The 18,136-nt window shown below is 73.7% G+C and carries 12 protein-coding genes; 4 read left to right on the forward strand and 8 right to left on the reverse strand.

Annotation, left to right across the window (positions count from 1 at the left end; translation table 11 throughout):
* Window positions 1-376: 376 nt before the first annotated feature.
* The gene (locus tag FRANEAN1_RS27610; RefSeq protein ID WP_020463049.1) at window positions 377-1,402 is read left to right on the forward strand and encodes a DUF3592 domain-containing protein; all 1,026 of its coding nucleotides are present in this window, start codon (window positions 377-379) and stop codon (window positions 1,400-1,402) included.
* Window positions 1,403-1,445: 43 nt separating this feature from the next.
* Here the strand turns inward: FRANEAN1_RS27610 and FRANEAN1_RS27615 are convergent, their stop codons facing one another.
* The 6 genes from FRANEAN1_RS27615 to FRANEAN1_RS27640 form a co-directional block, all read right to left on the reverse strand.
* Window positions 1,446-2,561, reverse strand: coding sequence for a hypothetical protein (locus FRANEAN1_RS27615; protein ID WP_347176787.1), 1,116 nt, complete (start codon window positions 2,559-2,561; stop codon window positions 1,446-1,448).
* Window positions 2,562-2,609: 48 nt separating this feature from the next.
* A complete protein-coding gene (locus FRANEAN1_RS27620; protein WP_020463051.1) occupies window positions 2,610-5,126 on the reverse strand; it encodes an FHA domain-containing protein in 2,517 nt (838 codons plus the stop codon).
* Window positions 5,127-5,773: 647 nt separating this feature from the next.
* On the reverse strand, window positions 5,774-7,147 hold the full coding sequence (locus FRANEAN1_RS27625) for a DUF2993 domain-containing protein (RefSeq protein WP_041254857.1): 1,374 nt from the start codon (window positions 7,145-7,147) through the stop codon (window positions 5,774-5,776).
* A 535-nt stretch (window positions 7,148-7,682) separates the two neighbouring features.
* Window positions 7,683-8,417, reverse strand: coding sequence for an SDR family NAD(P)-dependent oxidoreductase (locus tag FRANEAN1_RS27630; RefSeq protein WP_020463053.1), 735 nt, complete (start codon window positions 8,415-8,417; stop codon window positions 7,683-7,685).
* 108 nt (window positions 8,418-8,525) lie between these two features.
* On the reverse strand, window positions 8,526-8,891 hold the full coding sequence (locus FRANEAN1_RS27635) for a hypothetical protein (RefSeq protein ID WP_020463054.1): 366 nt from the start codon (window positions 8,889-8,891) through the stop codon (window positions 8,526-8,528).
* A gap of 108 nt (window positions 8,892-8,999) precedes the next feature.
* Window positions 9,000-10,742 carry an FAD-binding oxidoreductase gene (locus tag FRANEAN1_RS27640; RefSeq protein ID WP_157472820.1) on the reverse strand — a complete coding sequence of 581 codons (1,743 nt, stop codon included), beginning with the start codon at window positions 10,740-10,742 and terminating at the stop codon, window positions 9,000-9,002.
* A 151-nt stretch (window positions 10,743-10,893) separates the two neighbouring features.
* On the opposite strand from FRANEAN1_RS27640, the gene FRANEAN1_RS27645 reads away from it, so the two are divergent.
* Window positions 10,894-11,733, forward strand: coding sequence for a TetR/AcrR family transcriptional regulator (locus FRANEAN1_RS27645; RefSeq protein WP_020463056.1), 840 nt, complete (start codon window positions 10,894-10,896; stop codon window positions 11,731-11,733).
* Window positions 11,730-13,346, forward strand: coding sequence for a glycerol-3-phosphate dehydrogenase/oxidase (locus FRANEAN1_RS27650; protein WP_020463057.1), 1,617 nt, complete (start codon window positions 11,730-11,732; stop codon window positions 13,344-13,346). The genes FRANEAN1_RS27645 and FRANEAN1_RS27650 overlap by 4 nt, the downstream gene beginning before the upstream one ends.
* A gap of 81 nt (window positions 13,347-13,427) precedes the next feature.
* Here the strand turns inward: FRANEAN1_RS27650 and FRANEAN1_RS27655 are convergent, their stop codons facing one another.
* Together FRANEAN1_RS27655 and FRANEAN1_RS27660 are read right to left on the reverse strand one after the other, a co-directional pair.
* Window positions 13,428-14,678: an acyl-CoA dehydrogenase family protein gene (locus tag FRANEAN1_RS27655; RefSeq protein ID WP_020463058.1), complete on the reverse strand. Its 1,251-nt coding sequence runs from the start codon at window positions 14,676-14,678 to the stop codon at window positions 13,428-13,430.
* A 20-nt stretch (window positions 14,679-14,698) separates the two neighbouring features.
* The gene (locus FRANEAN1_RS27660) at window positions 14,699-15,871 is read right to left on the reverse strand and encodes an acyl-CoA dehydrogenase family protein (protein WP_041256601.1); all 1,173 of its coding nucleotides are present in this window, start codon (window positions 15,869-15,871) and stop codon (window positions 14,699-14,701) included.
* Window positions 15,872-16,267: 396 nt separating this feature from the next.
* Here FRANEAN1_RS27660 and FRANEAN1_RS27665 point away from each other — a divergent pair, with 396 nt between their 5' ends.
* The gene (locus FRANEAN1_RS27665) at window positions 16,268-18,049 is read left to right on the forward strand and encodes a glycerol-3-phosphate dehydrogenase/oxidase (RefSeq protein WP_020463060.1); all 1,782 of its coding nucleotides are present in this window, start codon (window positions 16,268-16,270) and stop codon (window positions 18,047-18,049) included.
* Window positions 18,050-18,136: the final 87 nt, after the last annotated feature.

The raw sequence follows: 18,136 nt of genomic DNA on the forward strand, positions 1-18,136 counted from the left end.
CCCCTCGACAGCGGTACTTGCGGTCCCGGTGGCGGACCGATAAAATTTGCCCCGGTGTGCCGGGAAGTCTGGTCGGCGAGCGAGCTGTGTTGTGCCCCGCCGTGCTAGTCGACCTTCCCTGGAGGCCTCCGGTCATCCTTGAGCGCGTTGCCGCGTCCGAACCCGAAGACCGGCCGTAGCCCACTCCCCCGCGGTTCCTTCCATGAGCTGCCGACGTCTCTGTCGTTGGCAGTGCTGCCGTGAATCGTTCTTCGGTTCTCCGAGAAGGACGCCGCACTCACCGACGTGATATCCGCCGACCTGACAACCACCAACAAAATGAGACACAGAGACGGTCATGTTGGCCGTCGCGGCCGATCTGAGAGCGGGACGGGACATGGCAGGACTCACCGGCGTCACCAGGACCAGGAGTGAGCGCGGGTTCGGCCGGCGTCCGGTCCTGCGGGCCGCCTTGTTCGGAATCTCGGTAGTCCTGGTGGGGCTCGCGGTGACAGTCGGCCATGCCGCCTGGCGTGCGCATCGTTACGACGTGGCCCGGGGCCGGGCGACCGTCGTCGCCGAAGGCACGGTGATCAACGATCGGTTCGAGCGGAACTCCACAATCCGGGTCCGCTGGGCCGGTACCGACGGTCGAACATATGCGCAGTGGCTGGAGGTGGGCACCCAGTACCACGTCGGCGAGAAGTTCGCCGTCGCCTACGATCCGACCGACCCCTCGCCGCAGGGCTTTGTCGCGGAGCCGGGAGTGGGCCACGGTGGCGACGAATCATTCCTCTTCCTTGTGTACGCCGGTGCGGCCGCGGTCGTCGTGCCGCTGTGGTGGGGAGTGCGTGGCCTGCGCTCCTCGTATGCGGCGAAACAACCGGCCTACCCCATGGTTGCTCATCCCCGACTCGGGCGATACAGCCAGCGGGGCTGGATCAACTATCCGAGTACCTGGCTCGTGCTGCACGAGGTCGGAAGTTCGGTGCCGTACGCCTGGCAGCGGGTCATGTGGCACCCGAGCATCGAGGAGATACCGGAGAAGGCCGAGGTGACCGTGCGGGGCGAATCGTCAGCGTCGGGGCTGGTGGGAGCACTCGCCGTCGACCTGCCGGGCGGTGTCCGTCTCGTGCCCGTCGGCCGCGTCCGGCGGCATCCGCCGAAGCGGATCGAGCTGCGTCCACGTGCCGGCGTCAACGCCGTCCTCGGGCCCGACGGCAGGATCGTCGTCGACCGCGACGATCCGCCGCCCCGCCCCCACCCGTGGTGGCGACGCGGTCCGCGCTACCTGCTCGTCGGTGTTCTGCTGGGCGGAGTGTTCGGGTTCGGCCAGGGCGGCATGGCCACGGTTCTTCCTGGTTCAGTGCTCATGACGACCGTGGTGCTGACCTGCTGGACGCTTTCCGGCGGGGAGCCCTGAGCGAACCGTGCCACCTGCCCGGGCTGGCCTGGCCAGGAACACCTCACCGGCCGGAGCTGGCGAGGCGGTGCCGGATTCTCGAAACGAGATGGTCCGGATCGTGCAGGTCGCTCCAGGTGAGCCACAGGGTGCTCATGCCGAGGTCGGCCAGCTGCGCCTGTAGCCGGCTCCGGTGGGCGGTCTGCCGCTCCCGGGCCGGCGGGGCCGCGAGCTCGTAGGTCTGCACCGCCAGCCCGGCCGACGGCCAGGCGAGATGCACCCGCTCACCGGCTCGGCCGGTGGCCGGACCGGCCGGCGCCCACCGGACCGCCTCCGGTTCGAGGCCCGCCTCCACCAGGGCCAGGCGCACCCTCGACTCCAGCACCGTGCCCGCGCGCCCGTCCACCAGGTTCCACAACCGGGTGATGCCGGGTGGCCCCTCACCTGCGTCGTTGCGACGCAGCACCGCCTCCTTCAGGGCCATGAAGTCGGACGAGGGACGCACCGCGCCGCCCATGGCCGCCCCACAGGCCCCGTGACCGTTCGGCCAGCCGCGGTGCAGGAGAGCGTCCAGCATCGGTACCGAGATCGCGCGGTCGAGGCGGAGGATGATGTCCTGCAGCGTGCGGTGCACGGTTGTCGCCTTGATGCCGGCGATGTCCGTCGTCTCGCCTGGCGTCAGCTCCATGCAGTGACGCCGGCAGCCACGCCGGCCGCGGAACGCGGCCCCGCCCGGGAAGGCGACATCGACGGGCTCGGTCGTGCCCTGGGGTGGCAGACCGGGGAGCCCGTGCAGTCGGGCCGCGGTCAGTAGGCAGACCGTCCCACCGGCGGCCGCGAGCGCGGCCCGAGCATGGGCACGCACCCGGTCGCGCACCGGAGGGATGACGAGGGTGCCACGGATCGGGGTGTGCCAGCCGTGGGCCCGCCGGCGGGCGGCGATCGCCCCGTCGGACAGGCCGAGCCCGCGGGCCTGGCTACGGGTGATCATGTCGTCCTGCCTCCGGGCCAGGGCGACGACTCGGTCGTGAACGTCCGGCATGTGCCCGAGTCTGCGCCGCCGCGCGGCGTACCGGCCGGCCCCGGCGGCCGCTGTGGACGACCAGATCCCGTGCGAGCTTGTCCACCGGCCGGCCGGAACGCCGAAGGGGCGGTGCCCACCCTGGTCGAGGGTGGGCACCGCCCCTTCGCGCGTGTGCCTTGTGCGCGACCGCGCTGGCGGTGGCGCCTAGCGGGCGGGAGCGGCCGGGCGGCGCTTCGACGTCTTCGGGTCCATCCGCCGCACCAGCAGCGAGGTGATGATGACGCAGACGGTGCCCACCGCGAGGGCACCGCCCAGGTCGAACAGGAGCTGGCTGCTCGTGAAGGCGTACAGCGGATCGGCTGGGAAGTCCGGATTGATCGGAGTGCCGAAGCCGGAGATCTTGTTCAGGTCGATCACCGAGGCGAGGGCGGCGAAGCCCCATCGGGCCGGTGCGATCCAGCTGGCCTGCTCGAGGCCGGCCGTCCCCTCCGCGGGAACCAGACCGCCGGAGAAGACCAGCTGGGCCATGGTGATGAGCACCAGCAGCGGCATGGTCTTGTCCGCGTTGTCGACCAGCGCGGAGATGACCAGGCCGAGCATGGCCGAGGCGAGCGACAGCGCGATCACGGCGATCGCGGCCTCGAGGAAGGGGAAGCCGAACAGCCCCTCACCCATCTTGCGGCCGGCCAGGGCGATCGTCGTGAACACCAGGGCCTGCAGGGTCGTGACCAGGGTCAGAACCAGGACCTTCGAGCCGATATAAGCCGTCCGGGATAGGCCGATCGCCCGTTCTCGGCGATAGATCGGTCTCTCCTTGACGATTTCTCGTACCGAGTTCGACATGCCCATGAAACAGGCACACAGTGTTACGACCAGTAGGACCGTCGGGGCGTCTCTGTTGGGCCCGTCCGCTTGCACCACCAGATCCCCGGGGATTGCTCGTGGGATCGCCCCGAGAAGGAACGGGAAAGCGATGATCAGGCGTAGGTAGGACTTGTCGGAGGCGACGACGGCCATCGTCCGTCGACTCAGCGTGACGAGCTGGGAGACGACCGACTGCTGCCGGATGGACGGCAGGTCCTCGGGCGCCGGCCGCGCCGACGGCGCGGTGATCGACGCCGGGACGTAGTACCGCGACTGCCTGAACCGGGCCGCCGACTCGGCACCCGGGGTCGCCTCGAGGGTGAGGAAGACGTCCGGGTAGTCCTTCGCGCCGAAGAAGGGCAGGGCGTCGCCGGGCGGGCCGAAGTAGGCCACGTAGCCACCGGGCGCGAGGACCAGCACGTAGTCACAGAGGTCGAGCTGGGCAACGCTGTGCGTGACGACGACGACCGTACGGCCGTCGTCCGCCAGCTTGCGCAGCGACTCCATGACGTTCTTGTCCATGCCCGGGTCGAGACCGGACGTCGGCTCGTCCAAGTAGAGCAGGGTCGGCCTGGTCAGCAGCTCCAGGGCGACCGAGGTCCGCTTACGCTGACCACCGGACAGCCGCGACACCTGGGTGTTCGCGTGGGCGGTCAGGCCCAGCTCGGCGAGGACCTCGTCGACCCGCTGGCGGCGCTCGGCCTTCGTGGTGTCCGGCGGGAACCGCAGCTCCGCACCGAACTCGAGCGCCCTGCGGACGGTGAGCGACGTGTGCAGCAGGTCCTCCTGCGGCACGTAGCCGATCCGGCGGCGCAGCTCGTCGTACTCGGAGTACATGTCCCGGCCGGCGTAGCGAACGTTGCCCTTGTCCGCCGGGCGGAACCCGGTCAGCGCGTTGAGCAGGGTCGACTTGCCCGCACCGGACGGGCCGACCACGCCGAGCAGCGCGCGCCCGGGAAGCTTGAAGGTCATGTCGTGCATGAGCTGCTTCTCGCCGGCCCAGACGTTGAGCGCGTCGGCCTCGAAGCTGACGTCGCCGGAGTCGAGGTACTCGACGAGCAGCTCGCCCTCGAGCTGGAAGACGTGGTGGCCGATGGCGATCACGTCGCCCTGGCTCACGTTCGCCCGGCTGATGCGGCGCCCGTTGACGAAGACGCCGTTGGCCGAGTCGAGGTCGGCGATCTGCAGCCCGTTGCGGTTGATGTAGAGCTCGGCGTGCCGGCGGGAGGCCAACAGGTCGGTGATGACGATGTCGTTGTCGCGGGCCCGGCCCAGCGACATCGTGCCCTGCCGGAGCCGGTAGGTCGTCCGGCGCTCGTGCTCCTGCTCCAGGCTCGTCGAGCCGGACGGCGTCCGTGCCGGGTCGTAGCCGCTGCCGCCACGGCCGCCGCCGGCCGCCGGCCCGGTCGGCGACGACGAGCCGCGCCCGCCGCCCTGGCCGCGGGTCGGGGCGGTGGGCCGCGGGGGCTGGTAGCCGCTGGAGCCGGGCAGCATCGTCTGCATGTCGTAGCCGGCCGGGTCGTACTCGGGCTCGTCGTCGAACCCGCCGCGCGCGGCGGGGAACTCGGGCATGACCACGACCTCGGGCCCGCTGGGAGTGCCGAGCCGGAACCGGACCTCGCCCTGTACGCTCACCGACTCGGGCATCCGCTGGCCGTCGACCCAGGTGCCGTTGGAGCTGATGTCGCGGACGGACCAGCCCGATCCGGTCTGCTCGACCAGCAGATGCCGCCGGGAGACGCGGCTGTCGGCGATGACGTAGTCCGCGGTCCGAGCACGTCCGATGATGAACTGCTCACCTGCCGGCACAGTGGCGGCACCGGCCTCGGTGACGACTCTCAGATACGTCGTCTGCACGACTCTCCCCCTTCACGACGGGACGCAGGCCGGGATGCCCCGCCGAAATCCTCTTCTGCACATCGTCCGGATCGGTCTCCGGACGGGACGGGCAACGGTGCCACCACCGGTGGATCCTCACTACCTTGACCGATCTTGCGGGATGCCGCAGATCGTAGCGTCGGGTGTCGACCTTGATCCAGCCCGGGTGACGCGAGCGCCGTCGAACGGGCCGCTTCAGCCGTTTCTGGAGCCGACACCTCTAACCCTCCTCGCGTCGTTCGTTCACTTCCCGGTGCCTTTCATATCTCGCCGGCAGCGGAGCTGTGACCGAGTGTGGCAAGTCCGGCACGAGCACCGGCGACGAGGGCGGGATCGGTGCACCACCGACAATGCCCGTCCGGAAGACCCGGGAGCAGCTTCTGTCGCCGATCTGACCCGCTACCGTACGCGCCCGCAGCCCGCGCGGACACCCCTCCGCCGCGATCTCCATGGTGCCCGTGGACGCCACCGCGGGGGGCACCGTGGCTGCCCCCCGCCGCGGGAGCTCCGCGGCCCGCCAGGCCGCCCGGCGGCGCCGGGCGCCGCCGGGCGGCCACGACCCCGCGCCGGGGCCTCTGACCAGCCCTCGACGCGGCGATCCGCCCGAATTATCCCGATCTTGTGGATCACTGCCCGCCAGCCGGCTGAGGGGCGGCCGGCAGGATGACGTCCTTGGCCGTCGCGGTGAGCGAGAGGCCCGAGGCGTCCGTCGACGCCGCGACGATGTTGAGGTCGAACGGCAGTCCGGCGATCGGGATGGGGATCGAGTCGAGCCGAAGACCCGCGGGGAGCGGGATGTTGGCGTTGATCGGGCCCTTCAGCGACAGCTCCGACGGCACGAGGGTGAGCGCGTTGTCCTGAACCTCGAAGGTGGTCACGCCACCGATCTCCTGCGATCCGAGAATCCCGGTGTCGATCCGGCTGGAGATCTCGACCCGGTCACCGCCGTCCACCGGGTTGACCTGAACCGGCGGATCCTGCTTCGCGAGGTAGGTGTTCAGGTCGTCATAGCTGATCCGAACCGTCGCCCGGACGTCGTCCACCGGCACCTCGCCGACGTTGTCGGAGAGTGCGTCGCCGAGCGGTACGTGAAGGCCTTTGAGATTCGCGTGGACCTGCGAGATACGCGGGCCGGGGGTTGGTATTCCCTCGATCGTGACGCCGATGTCCTTGAACTTTCCGAACAGCACCTGGGTGAGGAACGGGAAGCCGCCGATGGTGACGTTCTTCACCGTCGGCGGAGTCGCGCCGGGCTCCAGGCTCTCCGCGACGCTGACCTCGATCTGCTTGACCATCTGGTCCTTGGCGATCGCGACCGCCACCCGGTCGCCCACCACGAAGAGCACAAGGAGGACCACAACAACGATCGCGAGGATGCGCCCGCGGCGCCGCCGCCGAGCGGGCGCCGGGCCCGGCGCCGGGCCCGAGCCACCCGGCGGACCACCGGGGCCGCCCGGCAGACCCCCGCTGTCGGACGCGGCCAGGTAGGCCTCCCCGTAGCCACCGTTCCCGGGCACCGGGCGGACATGGCCGCCACTGTCGGTGTAGGTGCCCGCGGCCTGACCAGGCTGGCCGTACTGGGGGCCGGTCGCGCCGGGCCGCGGGGACTGACCGGAGGCCGGCCCCGTCCACAGGTCACCCGGCCCGACGGGCGCCGTCGGAGCGGGCGCCGCGCCAGGGGCCCCGGCACCGTGCCGGACCGCGTCGATGGCCGCGCCGAGCGTGGGCTCCGTCATCGGGGGCACGTGATCGTGCTCCGGCTGCTCGTCGGCAGGGCGCACCGGACGGCCGGGGCGGAACGCGTCCGCGGGTGGTGGCGGACCGGACGGGCGGAACGCGTCCGCGGGTGGCGGCGGGGCCGCCGGGGCTCCTGGCCGGGAGCGGCGCCGCACGTCCTGGGTCGGCCTGGTGCCGCCCTCGCCCCCGCCGGATCCCCCGGGGGGCATGACATTGGTGGCGTCCGCGGGCTCCTGCCCGTCCCCGCCGCGCCCGTGGTTCACCGGAACATCTCCCGCTCCGCGCCACGTCGGGGCCTCCGGCGTGGCGCCGCCGTGTCACAGTCGGTCATATCGAGTCGTCCACCGCCCCGATCAACGATCGGCGTGGCCCGGCCGGCGGCACGGCCCCGCACGCATCGCCCCACAGCCCCGGGGCCCCGCGCCTGGCCGGCACGGGCCCGATCGGGCGGCGGAAACGAGGTGACGGTCGGCGGCACGGCGACGGGCGAAGCACTCGACCACGAGCCTTCGACCGGCCGGGCCGCCGTCCGAACCGTCGGCCCATCAAAAGATGGTCGCACGTGGGGCGGCTGGACAGCGGTGTCGGGTCCGATCACCTGTGTTGTGTACGTGTCGGATTACCGACCCGGACATTCGTCGGTGACGCGCTGTTCCATGGCTCGCGGCGAAGTGCCCCGTTCGATCCGTTTTCCGTGCGTTGTCCACCCGAGCCGGACGGGGCCGCCAGAACCGGCGATGTCCGGCCGAGCCGGGCGGGGCCGAGCGGAGCCTGCGGGCCGCCGGCGGCATCGTCAGGTCAGACCTCCAGCGGGAGCTGGGCGGCGCCGCGGCGCCGGCGCGGTGGGGCGGCGAGGCGGAACGCCGTCCCACCCGGAGCCGCGAACGCGTGCCAGAAGTGATCGGCGACGGCTTCCGGCTGCAGCGGCCCGGACAGCCCGACCCGGCCGTCCAGCACCACCGTGCGCAGGCGAACGCCCTGGGCGGCGAGCCCGGGAGCCATCGCCCCGCCCATCGCCGCCAGGCCGGCCTTGCCCACCGCGAGCGCGAAACGCCCCGCCGCCGGCTCGCTGCGGGTGCCCGCGACCGTCAGCAGGACGGTGGCGCCCGGCCGGTCCACCAGCAGGGGCACCGCCGCCTGGACAGCGGTCAGCGCCCCGGTCACGTTCACCGCGAGAGTCTGGTTCATGGAGTCCGCCCGCACCGAGAACGCGGTGCCACGGATGCTCAGCTTGGCGTTGTAGACCAGCACGGTCAGCCCACCGATCGCGGCGGCGAGCCGCTGCGTCGCCGTCCCGAAGGCCGCCTGGTCGGTGACGTCGGCGACCGCGCCCGTGACGTCGTGGCCGTCCGCGGCGAGCTCGGCGGTAATCCGGGCCACCGTGTCGGAGGAGCGCGAGAGCACGCCGAGCGCGAACCCCTCCTCGGCGAACCGGCGCAGCAGCGGGCCGCCGAAGGCGGCACCCGGCCCCACCACGATCAGCCCGCGGGTCGGCGGCGCCGGCTCCCGGCCGTTGGCCGTGCCGTTGTTCATGTGCCCATCCTGACGCGCGATGCCTTCCCCCGTGTCGCGATGCGACCGGTTCGGCCAGGTCGCGCCCGAATCATCACCCCCGACGGCTCGGGCCGGCCAGAACTGACCTCAACGCGAGCTGGACGACGTCCGGCTGCCGGCGCGGTCGGTGCGGTTGGCAGTGCCGGTGCGGCTGCCGGTCCCGGCGCGGTTGGCGGTGCTGGTACGGCGGCGGCGCGACAGCAGTGGACGGCGGGGCCGCTTCGGGCGGCCGCCACGGCGCTCGACCGGCCGGGCGCCGGTGGCTGCCCGGCCGACGCCGGATGCCGCGCGGTTGGCAACCGCGTCCCCGCCGGCCGGGCGGGCGACGGGGATCGCGTTCGCGGCTCGGATGGGCGCCGCCCGGCGGTAAACGACCGCGAGCACGGCCGCGACGGCCAGGATGGGAAGCGAGATCAGCACCAGGGCGACGATGACGGCGGCGAGTGTCTGCATCCTGAATCGATACCCAATGTGTCCGTGACGTCACACAGGGCCCCGTTACCCGGCGAGATCCGGTACCGACGACCCCGGTGGGCCGTGCGCGGTATCCGGACGGCGGCGCTACTCGGACGGCGGCGGCACGAGGACACCCGGGTTGAGGATGCCCGCCGGGTCCAGCACGGCCTTCACCGCGCGCAGGACGGCGACGCCCACCTCGCCGACCTCCGCGGGCATCCAGGGACGGTGGTCCGTGCCGACCGCGTGGTGGTGGGTGATCGTGCCACCGTTCGCCATGATCGCGTCTCCGGCGGCGCGCTTCGCCCGGTCCCAGCGGGAGATCGGGTCCGGGCCCTCGGCGCAGACGACCGTGAAGTAGAGCGACGCCCCCGCCGGGTAGACGTGCGAGACGTGGCAGAGAACGACGGCCGGCGACCCGTCGGACTCGATCGCGCCGGTCACCGCCGCGCGGACCGCCGCGTACAGCGTCGGGATCGCCGACCAGTACCCGGCCGTCTCCAGGGTCTCGGCGAAGATGCCCTCGTCGAGGAGCGCGTCGCGCAGGTATGGGGCGTGGAAGCGGCCGGCGGCCCAGTCCCGTCCCACGTCCTCGCCGAGCGGGCGGGCGCCGGCGTCCCTCAGGACCGCGCGGACCTCCGCGGCGCGTCCGGTCACCTCGTCCTCGCTCCCCTCGTACCCGGTGACCAGGTAGCACCCGCCCGAGGCGGTGACATCGGCGGCGGCATCGGCGCCCGCGGGGCCATCGGCTGCGTTGGCCGCATCGGCACCGGCGGAGACATCGGTGCCCGCGCTGACGGCGTTGGCCAGGCCGGCGGCCGTCTCCAGTTCGTCGGAGAGGCGCAGGACGGTGGGCAGCAGGTCCCGCTGGGCCAGCTCGCGCAGCAGGTCCAGGCCGGTGGCCAGGTCCGCGACCCGCCAGCCCTCGTACCGCCGCCGCGCCGGGGCCGGGCGCACCCGCACGGTGACCTCAGTGATCACCCCGAACGCGCCCTCGGAGCCCAGCGCGAGCTGGCGCAGGTCGGGACCGGCCGCCGACGCCGGCCCCCGCCCCGGCTGCCACGTCCCCACCGGGGTCGCCAGCCGCAGCCCGGTGACGAGCTGGTCGAACCGCCCGTAGCCGGCCGATGCCTGGCCGCTCGACCGGGTCGCCGCGAACCCGCCGATCGTGGCGTACTCCCACGACTGCGGGACGTGCCCGAGGGTCAGGCCGTGCTCGGCGAGCAGCGCCTCCGCGGCGGGCCCGCGCAGGCCGGCGCCCAGCACCGCCGTCCCGGAGAGCTGGTCGACGCGCAGGAGGCCGTCGAGCCGGTGCAGGTCGAGCGCGACGGCGCCGTGCCACCGGGGTGCGCCGTCGGGCGCCTGACCCGGCGGGAGCCGGGGGGTGAGGCCGCCGACGACCGAGGTGCCGCCGCCGAACGGGACGACGATCACGCGGTGGCGGGAACAGATCCGCAGCACCGCGAGGACCTGCTCGTGATCGAGCGGCGCGACGACGGCGTCGGGCGCGTCGGAGGCGTCCCCGGACCGCAGCCGCAGCAGGTCGACGGTGGAGCGACCCCGGCAGTGGCGGACCCGCGCCTCGCGGTCATCCCGGACATGGCCGGCGCCGACCACGGCCCGCAGCTCGTCCAGCACCTCGCCCGGCAGGCGGACCGGCGGGAGCGTGATGTCGGCGAGCACGACCGGCGCGCTGGGGCGGGACGGAATGCCCAGCTGGTCGAGCAGGTCGCGGACGGCGCCCGGCAGCGGGTGGTGCGCGGCCGCGGCGCCCCACCCCCACCAGACCGGATCGGCGGGCGCGGTCGTCGCCTCGGTGGTCATCGCCGTCACCTCATCAGTTCGCATCCGTTCCGCCGGGGTCGAGGCGGTATCGTCGATACGCTGTGACAACTCGAGTAACAGTGTCACACGATCCCGGCCCGGGCACAGTCAGGGCTGAGCGGGCGGAGCGCCTCGACGGGTGGGAGCGGCGAGAGCCGCGGGAGGGAGACAGCCGGTGACCGGGCCGACATCACCCCACACCCTGCCGGCGCCCGGCCGCGGCTCCGCGCGGGCCGGCGCCTTACCCCTCGACCGCTCCGGGCCCGCTCCGGGAATCGCTCCCGGTGCGGGCCGGCGCGGCGAGAGCGCCGACGCGGCCGTCCTGGATGCCGCCGCCGCGTCGCTGCTCAGCGTCGGCGTGCGTCGGACGACCGCCACCGACGTGGCCCGGCGCGCCGGCGTCAGCCGGATGACGCTGTACCGGCGCTGGCCCGACCTGCGCTCCCTTGTCGGCGACGTGATGACGCGTGAGTGGGGCCGGATCGTCACGGCCGCGGCGCGGGCGGCCGAGCCGTCCCTGGCCGCCGGCACGCGGGCCGGCCTGGTGCGCTACCTGGTCACCGCGGCGCAGACCTTCCGCGCGAACCCGCTGTTCCGCAAGATCATTGAGACGGACCCGGAGCTGCTGGTCCCCTACGTCCTGGAGCGCCTCGGCGCGACCCAGCGGCTCGTCCTGGAGCTGCTGTGCGAGCAGCTGCGCGAGGCGCAGGCGGGCGGCGCCGTCCGGGCGGGTGACCCGGCAGCCCAGGCACGGATGGTGCTGCTCGTCGTGCAGTCGTACGTTCTCTCCGCGGACGCGCTGGGCGACGAGATCACCGAGGAGGCACTGGCGCGTGAGCTCTACCTGACACTGGACGGCTACCTGGCCCCGCGCGCCGGCGAGACAGCCGAGGCCGCCTTCGACGCCGCTGACGCAACTGACGCTGTCAGGGCCGTTGACGTCGTTGAGGCCGTCGAGGCTGCTGACGCAGTTGACGAGATCCGGCCGATCGAGCACCCGGGAGCGCCGTCATGAGCACACCGTTCGACCGCTCGTCGCTCACCGCCGACCGCCGTGCCCGCGAGCTCGGCGAGCTCGCGGGCGGCGAGGCCGTCGATCTCCTCGTCGTCGGCGGCGGCGTAACCGGCGCCGGGGTGGCGCTCGACGCGGCCTCGCGCGGGCTGTCCGTCGCGCTGGTCGAGGCGCACGACCTGGCCTTCGGCACCAGCCGGTGGAGCTCGAAGCTCGTCCACGGCGGGTTGCGCTACCTCGCCTCCGGTGACATCGGGCTGGCCCGGGAGAGCGCGCTCGAACGCGAGATCCTGATGCGCCGCACCGCTCCGCATCTGGTGCACCCGCTGCCGATCGTGCTGCCGCTCACCGAGGACGTCCCCGCCGGCTCGGCGATGCTGGCCCGGGCCGGGATGGGCCTGGCGGACCTGCTGCGGCGGGGCGCCCGGACCCCCGGCACGGTGCTGCCGCCGCCGCGGCGGCTCTCGGCGGTCGAGACGCTCGGGATGGTCCCCGGGCTGCGCGAGGCCGGGCTGCGCGGCGGCCTGCTCCACTGGGACGGCCAGCTCGTCGACGACGCCCGCCTGGTCGTGACGATCGCCCGGACGGCGGCGGCGTTCGGCGCCCGGGTGCTGACCCGGGTCCGCGTGCTGTCGGTGGAGAGCCCGGGGTACGCCCCTGGCGGCGCGGCACGGCGCGGCGGCCTGCCGCCGGAACCGGTCGGCGTCGAGGTGGTCGACACCCTGACGGGCACCCGGTGCACGCTGCGGGCCCGCACCGTGGTGAACGCGACCGGGGTCTGGACGCCCGCACTCGCCCCGGAGGTCAGGCTCCGCCCCAGCCGCGGCACCCACCTGGTGCTGCCCGCGGCGGCGTTCGGCGGCACGCCGACGGCGCTGTCGGTGCCGATTCCCGGCGAGCGGAACCGGTACGCCCTCGTGCTGCCGCAGGGCGACGGGCGGGTGTATGTGGGACTGACCGACATCCCGACGGACGAGGTCGCGGACGTGCCGACGCCGGATCACCAGGAGATCACGCAGCTGCTGAACGTCGTGTCGAGCGTGCTGGCCACCCCGGTCGACCGCGCGGACCTGCTGGGGGCGTTCGCCGGGCTGCGCCCGCTGCTGGACGGCCCGAACGGGCGCACGGCGGACCTGTCCCGGCGGCACGCCGTGCACGTCGGGTCCGACGGCGTGATCACCGTGGTGGGCGGCAAGCTGACGACCTACCGCCGAATGGCGGCGGACGCGGTGGACGCCGCCGTCGCCCAGGCCGACCTGGACGCGGGGCCCTGTCGGACCGACCGGCTCCCCCTCGTCGGGGCGGCCTCGCGCCGCGTGCTCGCCGCGGTGCCGGCGCCGCGCCGGCTGGTGGCGCGCTACGGAACCCAGGCCCCGGCGGTGCTGGCCCTGGCCGAACGCGACCCGGAGCTGCTCGCGCCGATCGCCGACGGAGTCGCGGTCACCCGCGCCGAGCTGGTGTTCGCCGTGCGCCACGAGGGAGCACTCGACGCCGACGACCTGCTCGACCGGCGGACCCGCGTCGGGCTCGTCCCGGCCGACCGCGCGGCGGCGCTCGACGCGGCACGCGAGGTGCTGGCGGCCTGCGCCGTCCCCGCCGGCTCACCGGTCGACTGAGCCACCGGCCGGCCAGGCCCGGCCGACCAGGCCCGACCGACCCGAGCCGGCGATCGAGCGAGCCTGCGAAGCGCCGAGCTGTCAGGTCAGGGAGTCGACGGTCAGCGCGGCGACCCGCTCGAGGTGGGCGGGAGGGTCACCGAAGGCCCCGTACATCCGGCGGGCGCGCTTGTAGAACAGGTGGGCCTCGTGCTCCCAGGTGTACCCGATGCCGCCGTGGTACTGGATCATCGCCGCGGTGGCGTCCCGAGCCGCCTGACTCGCCTTCGCCTTGGCGACGGCGACGGCGAGCTCCAGGTCGTCGAGGCCCGCGTCGAGCGCGTGCGCGGCGTACATCACGGCGTGCTCGGCCATCGTGACCGCGACGTGCAGGTCGGCGAGCTGGTGCTTGAGCGCCTGGAACGAGCCGACCGGCCGGCCGAACTGGATCCGCTCCCGGTCGTAGTGAACCGTCCTGGTCAGCGCCTCGCGAGCGACCCCGGCCTGGTCCGCCGCCGTGAGCAGCGCGCCGCGGCGGATGAGGTCGGCGAGCGCCGCCGCCGACGAGCCGGGCAGCCGCCTGGCCCGCGCCCCGGCCAGTTCCAGGGCGGCGAGCCGGGTGGTCCCGTCGGGACCGGCCAGCGGGCGGACGGCGACGCCGTCCGCGCCGGGGTCGAGCAGGTACAGGCCCACCTCGCCCGCTCCGGGAGCAGCGCCGGCGGGGCCGGGCTCGATCGCCGCGACGACGACGAGGTCGGCGACCCCGAGATACTCGACGGGCGACGCCGTCCCGGACAGCTCACCGACGAGACCACCGGAGCCGCCGAACACACCGGAGCCCGAAGGCTCGTCGGAGCCCCCGGTCCCTTCGGACCCAAACCCGTTGGACCCCGCGGCAATGCCGGAGACGGTGCCCGGCGCCGGGCGCGCGGTGACCGCCACGCCGGAGGCGTCCCAGGCCCCGCCGGCTCCCCGCAGGGCCACCGTCGCCACGAGGTCGCCGTCGGCGAGGCGGGGCAGCAGCTCGGCCTGCTGCGCGTCCGACCCGGCGAGCCGGACGGCCTCCCCAGCCAGCACCGTCGGCAGCCACGGCCCCGGGACGGCCCCCGCGCCGAGCTCACGGGCGACCACCTGGGCGTCCAGCAGCCCGAGGCCGAGCCCGTCGAACTCCTCCGGGACGCACACGGCCAGCCAGCCCTGCTCCCCCACCGACTTCCACAGCTCCAGCGGGTGCCCGTCACCGGTGGTGTCCTCGAACACCGCCCGCACCGCCGTGAGGTCGAAACGGCCGGCGAGGAAGGCCCGGACGGCCTCGCCCAGGGCACGCTGCTCGTCAGTCAGCGCAAAGAACACTTCGATGGTCCCTTCCGGACTCAGCGCGGCAGGCCGAGAACCCGCTCGGCGACGATGTTGCGCTGCACCTGCGACGAGCCGCCCCAGATGGTGACCGACCTGGACCAGAACCCCTCCGACTGCAGGGCGGAGAGATCGAGGCCCGCGACGGGGGTGCTGACCGCGGCGTCGGCGCCCAGCAGGTCGTCGAAGGTCTCGAACAGGTCCTGGTAGGTCTCGGACCACTGCAGCTTGGTCATCGACGACTCGGCGCCCAGGTCGGCGCCCCGCTCCACCTGGGTGAGCACGTGCATGGCGTGGTAGCGCAGGCACTCGAGCTCGACCATCCGGCGGCCGAGCTCCTGGCGCAGCACCGGGTCGGTGTCCCGCCCCAGCGCGCGGGCCGCCCGGACGATCTCGTCGTAGGACTGCCGGAAGGCGGTGTACTGCGAGATGCCCGACGCGCCGCGTTCGAAGGAGAGCAGCAGCATCGCGGTGGCCCAGCCGTTGCCCAGGCCGCCGAGGCACTCGCGGGCGGGGACCCGGGCGTCGGTGAAGAACACCTCGCCGAACTCGGTCGCCCCACTCATCTGCCGCAGCGGCCGCACCTCGACGCCGTCCTGGTGCATGTCGAGCAGCAGCATCGACAGGCCGCGGTGGCGCTGGCTGCCCGGCTCGGTGCGGACCATGGTGAAGATCCGGTCACCGTGGCCGGCGTTGGTCGTCCAGACCTTCTGGCCGTTGACGACGATGTCGTCGCCGTCGGCCACGCCGGACGTCCGCAGTGCGGCCAGGTCGGAGCCCGCGTCCGGCTCGGAGAAGCCCTGGCACCAGATCACGTCGCAGCGCAGCAGCGGACGGATGATCTCACGCTTCTGCTCGTCCGTGCCGATCGCCATGATCGTCGGGGCGAGGAAGGCGAGCCCGAGCGGGTTGACGGTTCCCGGCGCGCGGGCGAGCGCCAGCTCCTGGTCGTAGATCGCCTTCATGCCGGGGGTGCCGCCGCGCCCGCCGTACTCGGTAGGCCAGTCGATGCCGGCGAAGCCCGCCTCGAACTTGCGGCGCTCCCACTCCCGGCGTAGCTCGAAGTCCTCGTCGTCGGGGACACCCGCCCAGAAGCCCGGCTCCCGCCACGCCGCGGGGACGCTCCCGGCGAGCCAGCTCCGCAGGTCCGCGCGGAACGCCTCCTCCGCGGCGCTGAAGGTCAGGTCCATCTGATCACCACTCCGGGCCAGGTCGTGGATCGGGCGGCCCCTGGTCGGGCACCCCCGCCCGACGGTGTGCGACGGCAGCAGATCGATTCGCCCGACCAGCATGCCCCATCCGGGCCTCGACGCGCGGCGCCGGGCGCGAACAGGGACACGGGATCCCCGGCCGCGACGACCGCCACTGTCCGGACCGGACCCGCCGGCGGGCCACCTGGGCATCATGGAGGCCACCCGCACCCCCGTGCGCCCGATCGACACCCGCCGTTCACCTCAGCGTGAGCGGTGCGCACCAACTGCCGGCACGATGGGATGGAGCCGTCCGCACCGCGGGACGGCAACGCTCGGGACCGCCCGGGACAGGACGCCCAGGACAGGACACGGTCGAAGGGGGATCCACACACCATGACCGGTACCGCCCGCCTCGACCCGGCCAGCCGGGCAGCCGCGCTGCGGCGCATGCGCGCCGAGCCGGTGGACGTCGTCGTGATCGGCGGCGGCGTGACCGGCGCCGGGGTGGCGCTCGACGCGGCCACGCGGGGCCTGTCGGTCGCCCTGCTCGAGGCCCGCGACCTCGCCGCCGGGACGTCCAGCCGGTCGAGCAAGCTGATCCACGGCGGCCTGCGCTATCTGGAGCAGCTCAACGGCGCCCTCGTCCGCGAGGCGCTGCGCGAGCGGTCGCTGCTGCTGGAGACGATCGCCCCGCACCTCGTCCGGGCGATCCCGTTCCTGCTCCCACTGACCCATCACGGCTGGGAACGCGCCTACATCGGCAGCGGCGTGCTGCTCTACGACACTCTCGGGCAGGGCATCGGGCGCATCGCCCCCCGCACGGGCGGAGACGGCGGTGCCCCCCGCAACGGGGGTGTCCCGCTGCACCGGCACCTGACCCGCAAGGCGGCGCTGCGTGAGTTCCCATCGCTGCGCCCCGACGCGCTCGTCGGCGCCATCCAGTACTGGGACGGGCAGGTCGACGACGCCCGGCACACCATGTTCGTCGCCCGCACGGCCGCCCGCTACGGGGCCCTGATCGCCACGAGCGCCCAGGTCACCGGGCTGGTGCGGGAGGGCGACCGGGTCGCCGGGGTACGGGTACGCGACCTGGAGAACGGGGTCGACCTGGAGGTCCGCGCCGCGCAGACGATCAACGCGGCCGGGGTGTGGACGGACGACATCCAGGCGATGGTCGGCGGGCGCGGGCGGCTCTCGGTGCGCGCGTCGAAGGGTGTCCACATCGTGGTCCCGCGCGACCGCATCCACGGCTCGACCGGGTTGATCCTGCGCACCGAGAAAAGTGTCCTGTTCGTGATCCCCTGGGGCAGCCACTGGATCGTCGGGACGACCGACACCGAGTGGAACCTCGACCTCGCGCACCCGGCCGCCAGCAGCGCGGACATCTCCTACCTGCTCGACACCGTCAACCGGGTGCTGCGCACACCGCTGACCACCGAGGACATCACCGGCGTCTACGCCGGCCTGCGGCCGCTGCTGGCCGGCGAGTCGGAGGACACCTCGCAGCTGTCCCGGGAGCACGCCGTGGTCAGCCCGGTCGCCGGGCTCACGATGGTCGCCGGCGGCAAGTACACGACGTACCGGGTGATGGCGGCGGACGCCGTCGACGCGGCGACGGTCGGGATGAGCCGCGCGGTGCCGCCGTCGTGCACTGATCGTGTCCCGCTGCTCGGCGCGGACGGCTACCCGGCGCTGTGGAACGCCCGGGAGGGCCTGGCTCGCGCCTCCGGGCTGCACGTCGCCTGGGTGGAGCACCTGCTGCACCGATACGGCACCCTCACCGAGGAGGTCCTGGCCCTCGTCGCGGACCGGGCCGAGCTGGGCCGTCCGCTGCGCGGCGCGCCGAAGTACCTGGCGGTCGAGGCTGTGTACGCGGCGTCACACGAGGGCGCGCTGCACCTCGAGGACGTCCTGACCCGGCGGACCCGCATCTCGATCGAGACGGCCGACCGCGGGCTGGAGGCCGCCCCCCAGGTCGCCGAGCTGATCGCCCCCGTCCTCGGTTGGAGCCCCGCCACCGTCGGGCGCGAGATCGATCACTACCGGGCCCGGGTCACCGCCGAGCTCGAGTCACAGCGGCAGGCCGACGACCACACCGCCGACGCGGCCAGGCTGGGCGCTCCCGACGTCCGCCCGGTGGTGCGGGAGGGGCGCGGCGCCGCGGCCCCGGCCTGAGCCCGACGTCCCGGGGAGGTTTTGCGGTGGGCACGCCGCCCCCGACGTTCCAGGACGGATGTTCCGCCCCGCGTCGGCACCCGGGCT

It is taken from the genome of Parafrankia sp. EAN1pec (assembly GCF_000018005.1).
Taxonomy (GTDB): domain Bacteria; phylum Actinomycetota; class Actinomycetes; order Frankiales; family Frankiaceae; genus Parafrankia; species Parafrankia soli.